Raw genomic sequence first — 15,374 nt, 5'->3', positions numbered from 1 at the left:
AAAAGGGGGCATTACAGCCAGTTAATGCGGGATAATATAATTTCGGGATAAGGAGATGTTCATATGAAAGTGGTCGTATTGGGAGCGGGGTTGATGGGGAAAGAGGCAGTACGCGACCTTGTGAAAAGTGACGATGTGACGAAAGTATATTTGGCTGACTTGAACTTAAGACCGGCGGAAGATTTTGCGGAACAGCTCATGTCCGATAAATTGGATCTTTTGCAACTTGATGCGACGAATGATCTCCAATTGCAGGAAGTGATGGCTCTTGGGGACGTCGTCATCAATGCACTTTTCTATACATTCAATGAAAAAGTTGCGCGGATTGCCGTTGACATCGGCGTCCATTCCATCGATCTCGGCGGACATATTGGTGGTGCGACGGATGCCGTATTGGAACTTGCAGATAAAGCCGCGTCAAAAGGAGTCACAATCATTCCAGACCTCGGGGTAGCCCCCGGTATGATTAACATTCTTGCGGATACGGTGCCGAAAAATTAGAAAAAGTCGATACCATCAAGCTTTATGTCGGTGGAATCCCCGTGAAGCCGGAGCCTCCGTTGAATTATAATGTTGTATTTTCACTCGAAGGCGTTTTCGATCACTACACAGATCCATCCCATGTCATCCGCAACGGAAAATTAGTTGAGGTTCCATCATTATCCGAAGTGGAACCAATCTATTTCGATGGATTTGGTGAATTGGAGGCATTCCATACTTCCGGTGGAACATCGACATTAACGAAGACATTCCCTAATGTGCAAACGTTAGAATATAAGACAATCCGTTACAAAGGCCATGCCGAAAAGTTCAAATTGCTTGTCGACCTTGGACTGTTGTCGCGCGACACCGAAGTGACGATTGGCGATAGAAAAGTGAAAGTCCGTGATGTAATGCGTGAACAGCTTTCCCCGCAATTACGGTTGGGCGACAAATCAGATGCAGTCCTCCTTCGAGTAATTGTCAGCGGCGAAGCGCGTGGCATTCCAGCGACATATGAATATAATTTGGTGACGGAAAAGGATTTGTCTGTTAATGAAACCGCAATGGCCCGCGCAACAGCAAATACAATCTCAATCGTCGCACAAATGATAGGCAATGGAACAATCACAAAACGCGGCGTTCATCCACCGGAGAATATTGTACCGGGCGAGCAATACATCGAGGAAATGAAAAACCGCGGAGTCGTTATCGAAGAGACTGTCAAAACGCATGTTTAATCATATATAAAAAAACTTAGTAGTCCTGCAATGCTTTAGGATTGTAGCATAAGGCGGCGACTCCTGCGGGAATAGCATGAGCTGAAGACCCCGCAGGAGCGTAGCGACGAGGAGGCTGAAGCCATGCCCGCGGAAAGCGTCCGCCTGAAGCGGAAATCCGGGTAATCATGGAAATTATAATACAGGGTAAGGGGTGGGAGAGGATGGATTTTAGTTTTACTGAAGAGCAAAAGATGTTACGAAAGACAGCCCGTCAATTTGTAGACGATGAAATCATGCCACATATTCAAAGATGGGACGCGGAAGGTGGATTCGACCAAGCCATTTGGAAAAAGTTAGCCGGCCTGGGATTCATGGGTGTTTGCATCCCTGAAAAATACAGCGGCAGTGGAATGGATTATAACTCACTCGCCATCCTTTGCGAAGAACTCGAACGCGGGGATACGGCATTCCGGACAGCTGTTTCCGTCCATATCGGTCTAAACTCAATGACGCTCATGCAATGGGGAACAGAAGAACAGAAGCAAAAATATTTAGTTCCACAAGCAAAGGGTGAAAAAATCGGTGCATTCGGACTGACAGAACCAGGAGCTGGCTCAGACGTTGCAGCTATGGCGACGACAGCCGTGCGCGATGGGGACGAATACGTCATCAATGGGCAGAAAACATGGATCTCGCTTTGCGATGTGGCGGATCATTTCCTTGTTTTCGCCTATACCGATAAATCGAAGAAACACCACGGCATCAGTGCCTTCATCGTCGAGCGCACGACACCGGGTTTTTCATCGAAAGCGATTAAAGGAAAGTACGGCATCAGGGCGGGCAATACGGGAGAATTATTCTTCGAAGACATGCGCATTCCTGCCTCGAACCTATTAGGTCAAGAGGGTGAAGGATTCAAGATTGCGATGTCCGCGCTTGATAATGGGCGTTTCACAGTCGCAGCAGGAGCGGTCGGCTTAATCATGGGTTGCCTTGAGGAAAGCGTGAAGTATTGCCATGAGCGCGAAACATTCGGGAAACCGATCGGTAAGCATCAGCTTGTCCAACAAATGATTGCCAATATGGAAGCGGGCTATCAAATGAGCCGCCTCCTCGTTTACCGTGCAGGTGAATTGAAGAATAAAGGACTGCGCAACACACGCGAAACATCCCTTGCCAAATGGCAGGCATGCGATTTTGCGAATAAAGCTGCAGACGATGCATTCCAAATTCACGGAGCTTACGGCTATTCGGACGAATATCCAGTCGCCCGATTCCTCCGAAACTCGAAAGCGCCGGTCATTTATGAAGGAACCCGCGAAATCCATACGATCATGCAGGCGGAGTACGTATTGGGCTACCGGGAAGATAAAAAGTTAAGTCATATGCTGCCGGAATGGCCGTTTGAATGAATGACATGTCGGTTAATGCCAAGAGTCTGCGAGCTCTTGGCGTTTTTCTTATGGTCGGAGGGTAGGGCGAAGGTGACAAGATAAGCATAAGTAGGGGAAACTCGAGCAAAAGATGCACAAACTTGAGCAAAAACAATCCGAACTCGAGCAAAACGCACGCTAACTCGAGCAAAACTTTTACACAATTTCTCCCCGATGGAAAAAAGCGCCAAAGGGTTAATCCTTCGGCACTTTACTCCTTAAATATGTTTTTTAAGTCAATTTCTAATTCGGGGAAAATCCCAGCGGTCAGCAAATCATCTTTCGCAAGGATTCCCGCCTGCACAAATGAAGCTCCCTGAAGTGAATAAATCTCGACTGTCATATTATACGGGTCGACAATCCAATACTCTTTAACCCCGGCTTTTTCGTAACTATTATATTTGATTAAGCGATCGTTTCTTGCGGTTGATGGTGATAACACTTCTACAATTAGGTCGGGTGCGCCGTAGATGTTTTTATCGCCGATTTTATGGGGATCGCAAACTATGAGTAAATCAGGTTGGACCCAATCCAAAATAGCATCTGCTTTTGTATTCTTATCGGCAAACAAGCAAACATCCATCGGTGCCAAAAAAGCCATGCACTTCTTGCCCCGTAAAAACATCTTGAACTCTGCAGTCAATTCGCCGACGATATCTTGATGTTTTGGGGTGGGAGAAGGTGACATACTAATTATTTCACCATTTAGTGCTTCTGAATTGAAATCATTGTCCCACTCCAAATAATCTGCATAGGAATATGTTTTTTTTCCTTTTGGCAATACCATATAATCACCTCGGCTTACAATTCTTATTATTATGATTATAGCACGGGAACATCATGTTTGCGTCATTCTGAGATGGGAAATGTAACTTTACCCAATCAAATTCGGTCTAATGAACAAAGGATGGTGGTTGAAGTGAAAAAGAAAATCGCTACATCGTTAGTCGGCATGAGCCTATTAATACCTTTATCGGGTTGCGGTACTGATTCAAACCATAACAGTCTGCAAATTTCCAAAGACGTGGAATTCGGTGAACAGGACTATGAAAAGATTATCACCCCGAATAATGAGCTTGGATTTAACTTATTGGATGAAGTTGAAAAGGATGATGACGGAAATCTATTCATCTCACCAACGAGTCTGTTAATGGCACTGGCGCTTGTTTATAACGGAGCGGACGGTGTAACAAAGGAAGAAATCGCGATAGCCTTGCAAATACCAGAGATGGATGCGACAGAATTAAATAAAGCAAATGCATCCCTAATGACTATGTTGAATAAAGCTACCGATGGCATTCAGCTACAAGTCGCTAATTCCATTTGGCTCAATGAAGACTACCGTTTCCAAGATGACTTTGCCAAACGAGCGAAGGATTACTTCAATGCTGAAATCCAGGAAATCGATATCGCGAGCGATGACTCACCAAAACGCATTAATAACTGGGTGAAGGAAGCAACGAATGGCAAAATCGACAAAATGGTTGAAGGCAATTTGGATGAAAACTTAGTCGCCATGCTACTGAATGCAATTTATTTCAAAGGGGACTGGCAATACCCATTCGATAAAAGATTAACCGAAAATCGGACGTTCCATCTTGCGGATGGGAATAAAATTAACGCACCGTTCATGTCGCTTCAAGAAAAACTATCCTACATGGCGAATAGTGATTACCAGGCGATTAAACTTCCTTACGCAGACGGTGGAATGAGCATGACGATTGTTCTTCCAAATGACTTGAAAAAATTTGAAAGCGATCTATCTGCCGAGAGTTGGGAGAAAATCCAATCAGGAATGAAAAAAACACGCGTGGAACAATCCTTCTCCCGAAATTCAAACTTGCCTATGAAACGGAGCTGAATGAAGCTTTGAAAGCCCTTGGCATGAAGAGCGCTTTTAAGGAAGGTGCTAATTTCAGCAAGATGATCGAAGGGGACGAATCTCTTCTCATTAACAGAGTCAAACAAAAAACATATATTGATGTGAATGAAGAAGGAACAGAAGCGGCAGCTGTAACTGGTGTCGAAGTAGGAGTCACATCTGCTCCTCCTGACGATCCTTTCATCATGGAAGTGAACCGCCCGTTTTTCATTGCGATTACCGATGATGAAACAGGGGCCATACTGTTCATGGGTTCAATTTCCAATCCGACAGTAAAATAAGTAGTTAAAAGTGGCAAAGTCTACGGTAGGCTTTGCCACTTTTTATTTTGAAATTAAAATCTATAGCTATTAACAAACATGAAATTAATTATTTTAATGCGGAAGTTAATATATTTAAGTTTTTGGTTGATTTTAATTGAGAACTAACATATGATGGTATTAATTGAAAGGGGAGAGGTGATACCGGTTATGTCATACCCCATAATTAGCCATTGCCCTGTGTGCGACGAAACATTGAAAGTCACCAGGCTGCATTGTTCAAAATGCCATACAACCATTGAAAATGAGTTCGAATTAACAAAACTAGCTGCCTTATCGGGCAAACAACTCCATTTCGTTGAAGTGTTTTTGGCATGTAGGGGAAATATCAAAGAGGTTGAAAAGGAATTGGGAATTTCCTATCCAACCGTACGGGGTAAACTGAATGACGTCGTCAGCTCACTTGGATACGAAGTGAAAAAGAAATCCAATGTCGATGAGAAAAGTGTTGTTGCTATGTTGGAAAGCGGAGAAATCTCCGCAGAAGAAGCATTACGGCTTTTAAAAGATGAATAGGGGGAATTCATGATGAAAACTGAAATTGAAAAAGTGTTAACGATGGTGCAAGAGGGGAAAGTCGATGCTACGAAGGCATCCGAGCTAATCGAAGTATTGAACAATAGGGAATCCGGGAGCAGTCTATCATCGAAGAAGACTGCATATGCAGATAAAACACTTAAAATTAGGGTAGTATCTTCGGATAATGATAATGTGTCCGTCAACTTGCCAATCAAGCTCATCAAAGTCATGCTTAAAGCGGGGTACAATATCGCGGGGAATATCCCTCAATCCGAGAAGTACGTGAAAGACCTTGATATCGATATACTCATCGAAGCAATCGAAAATGAATTGGACGGACCAATCGTCGACGTCAAATCAGCCGATGGCGATACAGTTTCCGTGTTCATCGAATAATATGCTGAAAGTCAAAGTTAAAACCGAAAAGTTCAAACTTTCCATTCCGCTACCGTACATTTTCCTATCATTAGGAATATCAATTATTAGCTCTAATAGGCTACGGAAACTGATAAACGAGCAAATCGCTAAAAATGCGGATGATAAGTCGAAAGCATATACAATTCCAGAATTGGATAAACATGAACTCAAAAGCATCGTTTCCGAGATGAGAAATCATAAGGGAACTGGATTAGTAAACGTTAAAGCAAAAGACGGAACAGAAGTTATTGTGAGATTATGAGTTACGATAAAATAATATGAATCAAAAGCCTTCCACCTGGTCGTGGAAGGCATTTTTTGGATGTTTTATTTGTACGTGGGTTGCCATTTGAAATTGTACGCTCAAGAAGTGTGTTCCCGCGCTCATAGAAGGCAGCATCACGCTCAAGAAAAGCGATTAGTGCTCATAGAAGGCAGTTCCACGCTCAAGAAAAGCGATTCGTGCTCATGGAAGGCAGCATCGCGTTCAAGAAATGCATCCTCGTGCTCAAGAAATACAACTCGCGCCCAAACACCGGACCCCTACAAATTAAGACCCCACATAATCTCCACCGTCAACATGAATCGTCTGCCCGGTCATGTAACTTGAATCGTTCGAAGCCAAAAATACATAAGCAGGCGCATTTTCCGCGGGTTGGCCACGGCGTTTTACCGGTGTATCCGCCCCGTGCTGCTCCACCTTTTTCGCGTCAAATGTCGCGGGAATAAGTGGTGTCCAAATTGGGCCAGGCGCGACCGCATTTACACGAATGCCTTTATCGGCCAAATTCAAGGCGAGTGACCTGGTGAATGTAGTAATAGCGCCTTTCGTTGCTGAATAATCGATTAATCCTGGGGAACCGTTATAGGCCGTAACGGAAGAAGTATTGATAATGCAATCGCCTTCCTTCATATTCGCCAACGCAGCCTTTGACAAAAAGAACAAACCGAAGAAGTTCGTTTCAAATGTCTCACGAAGCTGATCGCCCAAAATTTGGGAGATGTCATCCTGAGGAAACTGCTTTCCTGCATTGTTCACAAGGATGTTCAAACTGCCGAACTCCCGCACTACTTCGTCGATCAGCTGCTCGCAATTCTCCTCTTCACTTATATCTATACGGATTTTCTTCGCTTTCCCACCATATTTCTCGATAAGTTCAACAGTTTTATTCGCATCAACATCTTCAGCCTCATCTAAATAGGCAATCGCCACATTCGCGCCTTCTTTTGCGAAGGCGACTGCAACGGCGCGTCCAATTCCGCTATCGCCACCTGTAATCAAGGCGTTTTTCCCGTTTAATTTTCCAGACCCCTTATAATTTTCATCATCATATAATGGTGGTGGATCCATTTCTGCTTCAATCCCCGGCTGATGGTCTTGGGTTTGAGGCGTCACTTGCTCATCTTTTTTCTCGTATTTATCTTTCGTCATTTCATACTCCTCCTTGGAAAAGTCAATGTATTGGAGTATTCCCTGACAGGTGCAATATAAACTTTCAGACAACTACCTAAAATAGTTCGGATTCCGTTATAATGTTGTAAAGGGGGATGTTGAAAATGAAGAAATTATTGCTAACTGGTTTTGAACCATTCTTGAACTTTCCGATTAACCCAACCCAAAAGATTGCTGATGAATTGCATGGCATGGAAATTGGGGATACAAAATTCATAGCGAAATCCTGCCGGTCGATTTCAGTGTTTCCGGCGACCTCGTTATTTCGCATATTGAAAAACTACAACCGGATGCGGTTTTATCGCTTGGCCTATCGGGAGGTAGATTTAAAGTAACACCTGAGCGGATCGCCATCAATGTCAATGACGGTGCGAAGGATAATAGTGGACATGCACCCGTTGATGAACCGATTGTTGAAGGAGGGGCAGATGGGTATTTCACGAATCTACCTATCCGAAAAATGGTCGAGGCTATGAAAGGGAAAGGGTTGCCTGCGGAAATCTCGAATACAGCAGGGGCTTATTTATGCAACCATGTCATGTATCGGGAATTGCATTATGTGAATGAACAGCGTCCGGATATGCTTGCGGGTTTCATTCATATCCCTGCTTCCCATGAACTCGCGGTTGAACATGGCAGAGTGCCAAGCTGGTCACATGAAAATTTAAAAAAAGCAATTGTAACTTGTATCGAAGTGATAGGTTGAAAATGCCGGGAGAAGCGAATCTCCCGGCATAAATAATTTTCGTGGAGTAAAGGAGAACTCTTGTCCCGTTAACGGGAACTCCCGTAGAATAAAGGAGAACTCTTGCTGCATAAACGAGAACTTCCGTGGAGTAAAGGAGAACTCTTGTCCCGTTAACGGGAACTCCCATGGAGTAAAGGAGAACTTAATGTTACGTTGACCTGACAAAGGTTCAATCTTCCGCATCCAAGGTCCATTCTTCCTCGTCCAAGGTCCGTTCTTTCTCTCAAAGGTCCATTCTTCCGCGTCCAAGGTCCGCTCTTTCTCTCAAAGGTCCATTCTTCCGCGTCCAAGGTCCATTCTTTCTCCCAAAGGTCCATTCTTCGCGGCACACTGCATTCACCATAAAACAAAAAAACATCCGAAGCCGTCAAAGACACTTCGGATGTTTTCCTATTCCATTAAAAGAGAATAGACCGATACTGATCACAATACCGCTCAATAGTAATACGAACACACAGTAACCCATGATATCCTTCGCGCGCAATCCCGCAATCGCGAGTGCAGGCAATGCCCAGAATGGTTGGATCATATTCGTCCAAGCGTCACCCCATGCAATCGCCATCGCGGTTTTCGAGTAGCTGACGCCAAGAGTTTGGGCTGCCTCAAGCATGATTGGTGCTTGAACTGCCCACTGGCCGCCGCCTGACGGTACGAAGAAGTTAACAAGACCAGCGGCATAGAATGTGAAGAGCGGGAATGTCGCCGCTGTTGAAACACTTACGAACCATTGGGACATTACACTCGCCAGTCCTGAATCTACCATCATGCCCATGATACCAGCATAAAACGGAAACTGGATGATAATTCCGCCAGCCGTCTTCACTGCATTCGCAACTGCAGCAAGAAAACGTTTCGGTGTCCCGTGGAAAATGATGCCAAGAATAAAGAAAATCAAGTTGACGATATCAAATTCAAGTCGAATCCTTTGGTGACAAAGTGGTTTACGAGATAGACGACACCTAAGGCACCAACAAGCATCGAAAGGGTTACACTGTTTTCGAGGCGTGCAGCAGGCGTTTTATCCTGAACCTCTTCCACTTCGATTTCATCATCCAATAGTTTTGGATCGACGGTAACCGTATCCTCCGGCTTTGGCATCATGAAACGGTTTAACAACGGTAAAGTAAGAAAAATGACTGCAATAATAAATAAATTATACGTTGAAAAAATCGTTTCCGTAGTAGGGACGACACCCATCATGTTAGCGAAAGGATGATTCTCTGTTGCAATAGACAATGGGATCGATCCACCGAGTCCGCCATGCCAAATGATGAAACCAGAGTAAGCGCTTGCGATTAACAGCCTGTAATCGACAGTTTTCACTTTCTTTGCGATTTCCTTAGCGAATAACGCTCCGATGACGAGACCGAACCCCCAGTTGATCCAACAAGCGATGAGTGAAATGACAGTTACAAGCAGAATCGCTTGTCCTGGCGATTTCGCCAATCCTGCCATTGAACTTAATATTTTCTTGAAAAACGGACTGCTTGCCAATACATGCCCCGCAACTAATACGATCACCATCTGCATCGTAAATGCAAGAAGCCCCAGAATCCATTACCCCAGTGGACGGTCATATCGAGCGGACTTGAATCAGTCAGGCCCATGCCAAGTAAAAAGACGACGAGCGTTAGAATGGCCACGAATATGTAAGGATCCGGTAAATACCTTTCCATGATCGTGTTCGACCATCTTGTTAGCGTTTTCATTTCTCTAAATCCCCCTTTGTTTTTAATACACACCAATACTATCATATTCAAGTTGATTAATAGAAATGTTATTTCTAAAGTGAAACTAAATTACGATTAAACAGTCTACTTTGTAAAGAGGTATTTAGGAGGGCGTAGAACGTGAGAAAACCGCTTGTTTGGATTAGCACAGCTTCGATTATCATCGTGTTAGTTATATGTTTCGCTTTTATGATTAAGAAGGTAACTGTTTCCGCTGCAGGTACGGCACTATCCGATAATGGGTGGAATGCCTATTTCTCAGAACCACTTGTTAAGGATTCTATAACGGCGGGATATATTTATGTGACCGATCAGCATGGCAAGAAAGTACAGGCTGAGATGGAGCTTTCGAAAGACGGGCAAATTGTTCGAGTTAGTGGGTTAAAACCAGGGCAGTACACATTGCATTTAGATGACAAGGCGGTAAACGGTAAGTTTTTCAAATCACTTAAGTTAGATAAACTTGAATTCACTGTTTACGATTCCATCGATTCGATCAGCTCTGCGAAAGATTTGAAAGCGTATTTCGAGACAATCAGGGATATGCAAATGCAAACTCGGGAAGGTTCCTTAAGGGAAAGGTTTGCGTTGAGTGATTCCCCTGCGGATTCCACGAAAGCAGAAAGTGGAAGCGCTGACTATTCATCAACCAACATTCAAGTGGAGGGTGTCGATGAATCGGATTTTGTCAAAACAAACGGAGACTATTTATATACCATCTTAGGTGGGACGTCTGTGCAAATCGTTGATATCAGGGATTCAAGCAAAATGAAAGTCGCTTCCGTTCTTAAAATAGAGGAAAATCACTATGACTCACAGTTATTCCTGCATGGGGACTTGTTAATTGTTCTTGGGGATAAATTCGAGCCCTATTCGGAGAAAAGAGTGGCAGCCGATATGATCATGCCTGCAAACAGTATGAGCACAGTGAAAATATATTCGATAAAGGATCCGGAAAACCCGGAGTTCATTCGTGAAGTCGGAATTGAAGGATATTTGAACAGCGCACGGAAAACCGGAGATATGCTCTACTTAGTGACCAATATGCATCCGTATTTCTGGGCAATGGATACAATTGAGGGAGAGACATTACGACCGGTCATTCTTGACTCAAATGAGGAAAAAGAAAAGAGTTATTTGGACTTCAAAGACATCTCAATTTTACCCGGTGCAATGGAGGCTTCGTACACGGTCATAACGGCAATTGATCTGTCCACACCGGAGACAGGGAAGCTCGAAACGAAGGGGTTTCTTGGTAGCAGCAACCAATTGTATATGACGAAGGATCATTTGTATTTGACTGCGATGAAATATGAGATGGAGAAGAGTCCCCGCGGTATTGAAATGATGATCTGGAATCCAGGTAAAGCAAGTACAGAGTTCTTTAAGTTTAAATTAGATGGAACAAAAATCGATTTCTATAGCTCCGCGGAATTGAAAGGAACCATTCTGAACCAATTCTCGATGGATGAATACAATGGCAATTTCCGGGTCGTCATGACGGAAGGGAATATGTGGGATGAAAAGAATCCATCGAAAAATCACTTGTTCATTCTGAATGACGGCATGCAACAGGTCGGCTCAGTGGAAGGCCTTGCAGAAGGCGAACGGATTTACTCGGCTCGATTCATGGGGGATAAAGCCTATATGGTCACTTTCAGAGAGACAGATCCGTTGTTTGTCCTTGATGTAGCGGATCCGGCAAAGCCGAAAGTGTTAGGAGAACTGAAAATTCCGGGCTTCTCAAACTATTTACACCCGTTAGATGAAAATCATTTAATTGGATTTGGATATGAAACGGTTTCGAAGAAAAATCCCGGCGGAGGCGAGCCGTTAATCATCACAAAAGGTATGAAAATATCGGTTTTCGATGTCACTGATTTCCATAATCCAAAAGAAAAATACACAGAAATTATCGGAGGACAGGGAACCTATTCTCCGATCCAATACGATCACAAAGCGCTGTTCCAGCATAGGAATCGTAATCTGTTCGGCTTTCCTGCAAGTATTTACGAAGAAACGGATAAGGAATTCGAATTGGACTATAAAGGATCCGGCGCATTGGTATATGAAATCACTTCAGATAAGGGAATTGTGTTGAAAGGTGATTTGGTAAAAGAGAAAGCCGCTGGGCAGCAGTATGAAGAGTGGGAAAACCAAGTTCAACGGTTAATTTACAGTGGAGAAAAGCTGTATACAATAGCTTCACGTGAAATCAACAGCTATGATTTGAATAGCTTTATGGAAATTGATTCATTGAAGTTGAAATGAAGTGAAACGGGGCAGCGGGATGCCCCGTTTTTTGATGTTCACTGTTAGGGGAGGTTTATACGTGAGTTTCGGGATTTATGCTTGAATTGCCGGGTTTATACGTGAGTTCTGGGATTTATGTATGAATTGCCAAGTTTATGCGTAAGTTCTGGGATTTATGCGTGATTCAACGGATATGCATCGGAAAGTACGATTGTCGGAGAATCGCGTTGTCTTTTATTGATGTATCCACTAAAATTGATAAAAAGGGTATCGGGGGTGGGGACTTGTCGAATAAAGAGGTCGCAATTGATTGTTGTCTGCTTGCAGGACGTCTGATGATGGAGGCCGGGGCGGAGACATACCGTGTTGAAGATACAATGGAGCGCATGGCTCGGACGCAAGGTCTTGATGAAGTTGAAAGTTTTGTGACGCCTACCGGCATTATTTTGTCACCTGGAAGTCCCATCATACAAGGCTCATCAGCATTAAAAACCGCTCCACTGACCTCGAAAAGGTGGCACTTGTCAATGATGTTTCAAGAAAATTATCCGCTAAGCAGTACACAGTAGATGAAGCATATAAACGTTTGCGTGAAATCGAACGGACGAACGTAATGTTTCCATTATGGCTTCAAATTCTTGCAGCAGGTATTGCGAGTGCAAGTTTCCTCATTCTTTATGAAGGAATATGGATGGATGTACCTGCCGCTTTCCTTGCCGGGGGAGCCGGGTATGTATCCGTGACAATCATCCAGGAACTTACAAAAGTAAAGTTCTTCGCCGAGTTCATTGCCGCCTTAAGTGTGGCGCTTGTCGCATTCATAGCTATACAGGCGAATATGGGAGAGCAGATTGATAAGATAATCATCGGCGGGGTTATGCCGCTTGTTCCAGGACTGTTGATCACAAATGCGGTTCGCGATTTGATGGCGGGACACTTTATGTCAGGCGTGGCGAAAGGGGCGGAGGCATTTCTAACCGCCTTTGCAATCGGGGCAGGTGTCGCACTTGTATTGTCTTTTTAGGAAGGGTGGATGTAAATGGGTTGGTTAGTACAGGCCATCCTCAGTTTCCTTGCGGCTGCAGGATTTGGCATCATTTTTAACGCCCCGCGAAAAATGCTCGCATACTGTGGATTTGTAGGTATGGCAGGATGGATGGTCTATAGCGTATTCAATGTATTGTGGGGCGACCTTATTAAAGCTTCATTTTTAGGGGCATTCGTTGTTGCGCTCGTTGCTCATATATTTGCAAAACGATTCCGGACTCCGATGATCATCTTCAGCGTAGCTGGTATCATCCCGCTTGTTCCAGGAGGCACGGCATACAATGCGATGCGCCACTTCGTCGAAAACGACCACCTGACAGCAATCTCCTTCGCAACACGCGCCCTAATGGTATCAGGCGCAATCGCAATGGGACTCGTTTTTGCAGAAGTAATCATTCAACTATTTTTTAGATCCCGAATGAAGAAAAAGGGAGTTCAGTAATTAATAAATATAAAAAAGACGGAGCACTCGTCCTAGGAGTACTCCGTCTTTTAAAATACTTCGTCTCTCTTCATCGGTGCCCCGATATAATATCCTTGAACAGCATCCACACCCATTTCCTTCAATAGATCGAACTGTTCCTTCGTTTCGACCCCTTCTGCGATGACATAGAAGCCCATCGATTTACCGAAAAGGATCATCCCTTCGACAAGTTGCTTTGTCTTCGACATGGTCAACAACGAATTCACAAAAACCTTATCGATCTTCACTTTTGAAATCGGCAAATGCTGCATATACCTAAATGATGCATATCCAGTCCCAAAGTCATCCAAGATGAATTGAATGCCCGTATCCTTTAAAACTTTCATCTGGTGGATAATGGATTGTTCCTGCTCAGCTTGGAATGCAAACTTTTCCGTTATCTCCAACTGGATCTTTTCAGGCGGGCATTTTGTTTCTTTCAGAATGCCCATCAATTTCTCTTTCATTTGGGATGAACCGCCGAACTCCCTGACAGAAGTGTTTACTGAGATACTGATATCTTGATCATTCTTCATTAACTCCATCGCGAGATTTGCGGCTTCCTCAATAACAAAAGCCCCGATTGCATGTATCAATCCATTTTCCTCTGCAATCGGAATAAGCTCATCTGGATTTATAGACCCTAATTCCTCATCTTCCCATCTTACAAGAGCTTCATAGACCTGCACTTTATCCGTCGCAATGTCCAATTGTGGCTGGTAGAAAACCTGTAAATTATTATGATCCAAAGCTGTTAGCATTTTTTTATCAATGATGAAACGACGATTTAAACCTTTATGGGAATCGGCAGATAAAGAAGAAATTTTGCTACTCCCTTGGTCAGCGTGATTACTTATAGCGGCCAAAGATGCTTTAATCAGCTGCGTATAGGACTGCTGGTCTTCAGGATAGCGAACAATGCTACCGCTTACTGAAAGAGGTAAGGAATGATTGTCTAGATAAATCGGCTGCTCCTTTAAAAACTCGAGGAATCCTTGGACAAACCAATCTCCGAAGCCTGTCAACACGACAAATTGACTGACTCCCATTCGTGCAATCGGATCCCCTTGGAAATACCTTTTTAGCCGGTTAGTGAATTCCCGTATCAAAACGGACTCTGATTCATTCGATTGTAAATCTTTCAATGTGTAGTAATGATCTATTGTTATATAGACGAATGAAAAATGTCTGTTTTCATTGATATACTCATTTGCCACGGCCTCTAATTTATGTCGGCTCATCAATCCTGTTTCAAAATCAATAAAAGCAATTTGCTGCAATTTTTCTTGCAGCTCCACATCCTCAGTAATATCAAGCTCAAGAAACGTTGCGGATTCAAGTATCCCAGCGTCATTCATCATTGGGATAGCAACCATTTTTACATAGTAGGGCTCTCCATTTCTTGAAAGCTTTTCAACTTTTCCAAACCATGATTTTCCACATGAGATCTTGTCCCAAATCACGTCAGCCCGTGCCTGGCCTTCTTTGTCCTCGGAAAACATTTGCCAGAAGGACTTACCTAAAATACGTTTTGGCGTCCAGTCGCTTGCTACTAGGAAGTTGTTATTTGTATATGTAATCAAGCCTTCACTGTCAGTACGGGTCACCATTAGGAATTGTATCAGACTGTCCATGATTTGCGGCAATTCATTAAGAGTAGTAGTGTTTGCCGAACTCATCTTTTTGTCCCCTTTCTAAGTGCATATATCATCCATTATATAGGATGAGAGATTAATATGTATTGTAATTTGATTCAAATGCAAATAAAGTATTTTATTGCCAAAAAAGACATTGTGAGGGTGGTGGAATTTCACTGTTTTCGTTCGATAATGTCCACTTTGGTTTTCTGAATTACACAATATGCACTCTATACAGAAATCTCAGTCTGTGGCATAATGGTGACAAGA

11 protein-coding genes and 4 pseudogenes are annotated in these 15,374 nt (G+C 43.5%); 11 read left to right on the top strand and 4 right to left on the bottom strand.

Annotated elements, in window-relative coordinates:
- Window positions 1–63 precede the first annotated feature (63 nt).
- Together QNH10_RS00850 and QNH10_RS00845 are read left to right on the top strand one after the other, a co-directional pair.
- Window positions 64–1,220 (top strand): annotated as a pseudogene (locus QNH10_RS00850) (saccharopine dehydrogenase family protein).
- Window positions 1,221–1,423: 203 nt separating this feature from the next.
- Window positions 1,424–2,614, top strand: a complete 1,191-nt coding sequence (locus tag QNH10_RS00845) for an acyl-CoA dehydrogenase family protein (RefSeq protein ID WP_283733147.1) — start codon at window positions 1,424–1,426, stop codon at window positions 2,612–2,614.
- Between the two features lie 232 nt (window positions 2,615–2,846).
- On the opposite strand, the gene QNH10_RS00840 is transcribed toward QNH10_RS00845, so the two are convergent.
- Entirely contained in the window at window positions 2,847–3,422 is a 576-nt protein-coding gene (locus tag QNH10_RS00840; protein ID WP_283733146.1) for a Uma2 family endonuclease, read from the bottom strand.
- A 132-nt stretch (window positions 3,423–3,554) separates the two neighbouring features.
- Here QNH10_RS00840 and QNH10_RS00835 point away from each other — a divergent pair, with 132 nt between their 5' ends.
- The 5 genes from QNH10_RS00835 (at window position 3,555) to QNH10_RS00815 (ending at window position 6,035) form a co-directional block, all read left to right on the top strand.
- On the top strand, window positions 3,555–4,496 hold the full coding sequence (locus tag QNH10_RS00835; protein ID WP_283733145.1) for a serpin family protein: 942 nt from the start codon (window positions 3,555–3,557) through the stop codon (window positions 4,494–4,496).
- A complete protein-coding gene (locus QNH10_RS00830; RefSeq protein WP_283733144.1) occupies window positions 4,409–4,798 on the top strand; it encodes a serpin family protein in 390 nt (129 codons plus the stop codon). Before QNH10_RS00835 ends, QNH10_RS00830 begins: the two co-directional genes overlap by 88 nt.
- Before the next feature lie 189 nt (window positions 4,799–4,987).
- Complete coding sequence (locus QNH10_RS00825) at window positions 4,988–5,353, top strand: DUF2089 domain-containing protein (protein WP_283733143.1); 366 nt, start codon at window positions 4,988–4,990, stop codon at window positions 5,351–5,353.
- A gap of 12 nt (window positions 5,354–5,365) precedes the next feature.
- The gene (locus tag QNH10_RS00820; RefSeq protein ID WP_283734535.1) at window positions 5,366–5,752 is read left to right on the top strand and encodes an SHOCT-like domain-containing protein; all 387 of its coding nucleotides are present in this window, start codon (window positions 5,366–5,368) and stop codon (window positions 5,750–5,752) included.
- The gene (locus QNH10_RS00815; RefSeq protein WP_283734717.1) at window positions 5,682–6,035 is read left to right on the top strand and encodes a hypothetical protein; all 354 of its coding nucleotides are present in this window, start codon (window positions 5,682–5,684) and stop codon (window positions 6,033–6,035) included. The genes QNH10_RS00820 and QNH10_RS00815 overlap by 71 nt, the downstream gene beginning before the upstream one ends.
- A gap of 288 nt (window positions 6,036–6,323) precedes the next feature.
- On the opposite strand, the gene QNH10_RS00810 is transcribed toward QNH10_RS00815, so the two are convergent.
- Complete coding sequence (locus QNH10_RS00810; RefSeq protein WP_283733142.1) at window positions 6,324–7,205, bottom strand: SDR family oxidoreductase; 882 nt, start codon at window positions 7,203–7,205, stop codon at window positions 6,324–6,326.
- A gap of 116 nt (window positions 7,206–7,321) precedes the next feature.
- Here QNH10_RS00810 and QNH10_RS00805 point away from each other — a divergent pair.
- Window positions 7,322–7,932: pseudogene (locus QNH10_RS00805) on the top strand (pyroglutamyl-peptidase I).
- Window positions 7,933–8,341: 409 nt separating this feature from the next.
- Here QNH10_RS00805 and QNH10_RS00800 read toward each other — a convergent pair.
- Window positions 8,342–9,683 (bottom strand): annotated as a pseudogene (locus QNH10_RS00800) (short-chain fatty acid transporter).
- 141 nt (window positions 9,684–9,824) lie between these two features.
- Here QNH10_RS00800 and QNH10_RS00795 point away from each other — a divergent pair.
- The 3 genes and pseudogenes from QNH10_RS00795 (at window position 9,825) to QNH10_RS00785 (ending at window position 13,446) form a co-directional block, all read left to right on the top strand.
- Window positions 9,825–11,975: a beta-propeller domain-containing protein gene (locus QNH10_RS00795; protein WP_283733141.1), complete on the top strand. Its 2,151-nt coding sequence runs from the start codon at window positions 9,825–9,827 to the stop codon at window positions 11,973–11,975.
- A 317-nt stretch (window positions 11,976–12,292) separates the two neighbouring features.
- Window positions 12,293–12,981, top strand: a pseudogene (locus tag QNH10_RS00790) (threonine/serine exporter family protein).
- A gap of 15 nt (window positions 12,982–12,996) precedes the next feature.
- Window positions 12,997–13,446: a threonine/serine exporter family protein gene (locus QNH10_RS00785; protein ID WP_283733140.1), complete on the top strand. Its 450-nt coding sequence runs from the start codon at window positions 12,997–12,999 to the stop codon at window positions 13,444–13,446.
- Window positions 13,447–13,496: 50 nt separating this feature from the next.
- Here the strand turns inward: QNH10_RS00785 and QNH10_RS00780 are convergent, their stop codons facing one another.
- Window positions 13,497–15,146: a sensor domain-containing protein gene (locus tag QNH10_RS00780; RefSeq protein ID WP_283733139.1), complete on the bottom strand. Its 1,650-nt coding sequence runs from the start codon at window positions 15,144–15,146 to the stop codon at window positions 13,497–13,499.
- Between the last annotated feature and the right edge of the window lie 228 nt (window positions 15,147–15,374).

Origin of the sequence: Sporosarcina thermotolerans (assembly GCF_030067815.1) — a bacterium.
Lineage (GTDB): Bacteria > Bacillota > Bacilli > Bacillales_A > Planococcaceae > Sporosarcina > Sporosarcina thermotolerans.
The sequence above is the reverse complement of the archived record's forward strand: the minus strand, read 5'-3'. Positions and strand labels throughout refer to the sequence as shown.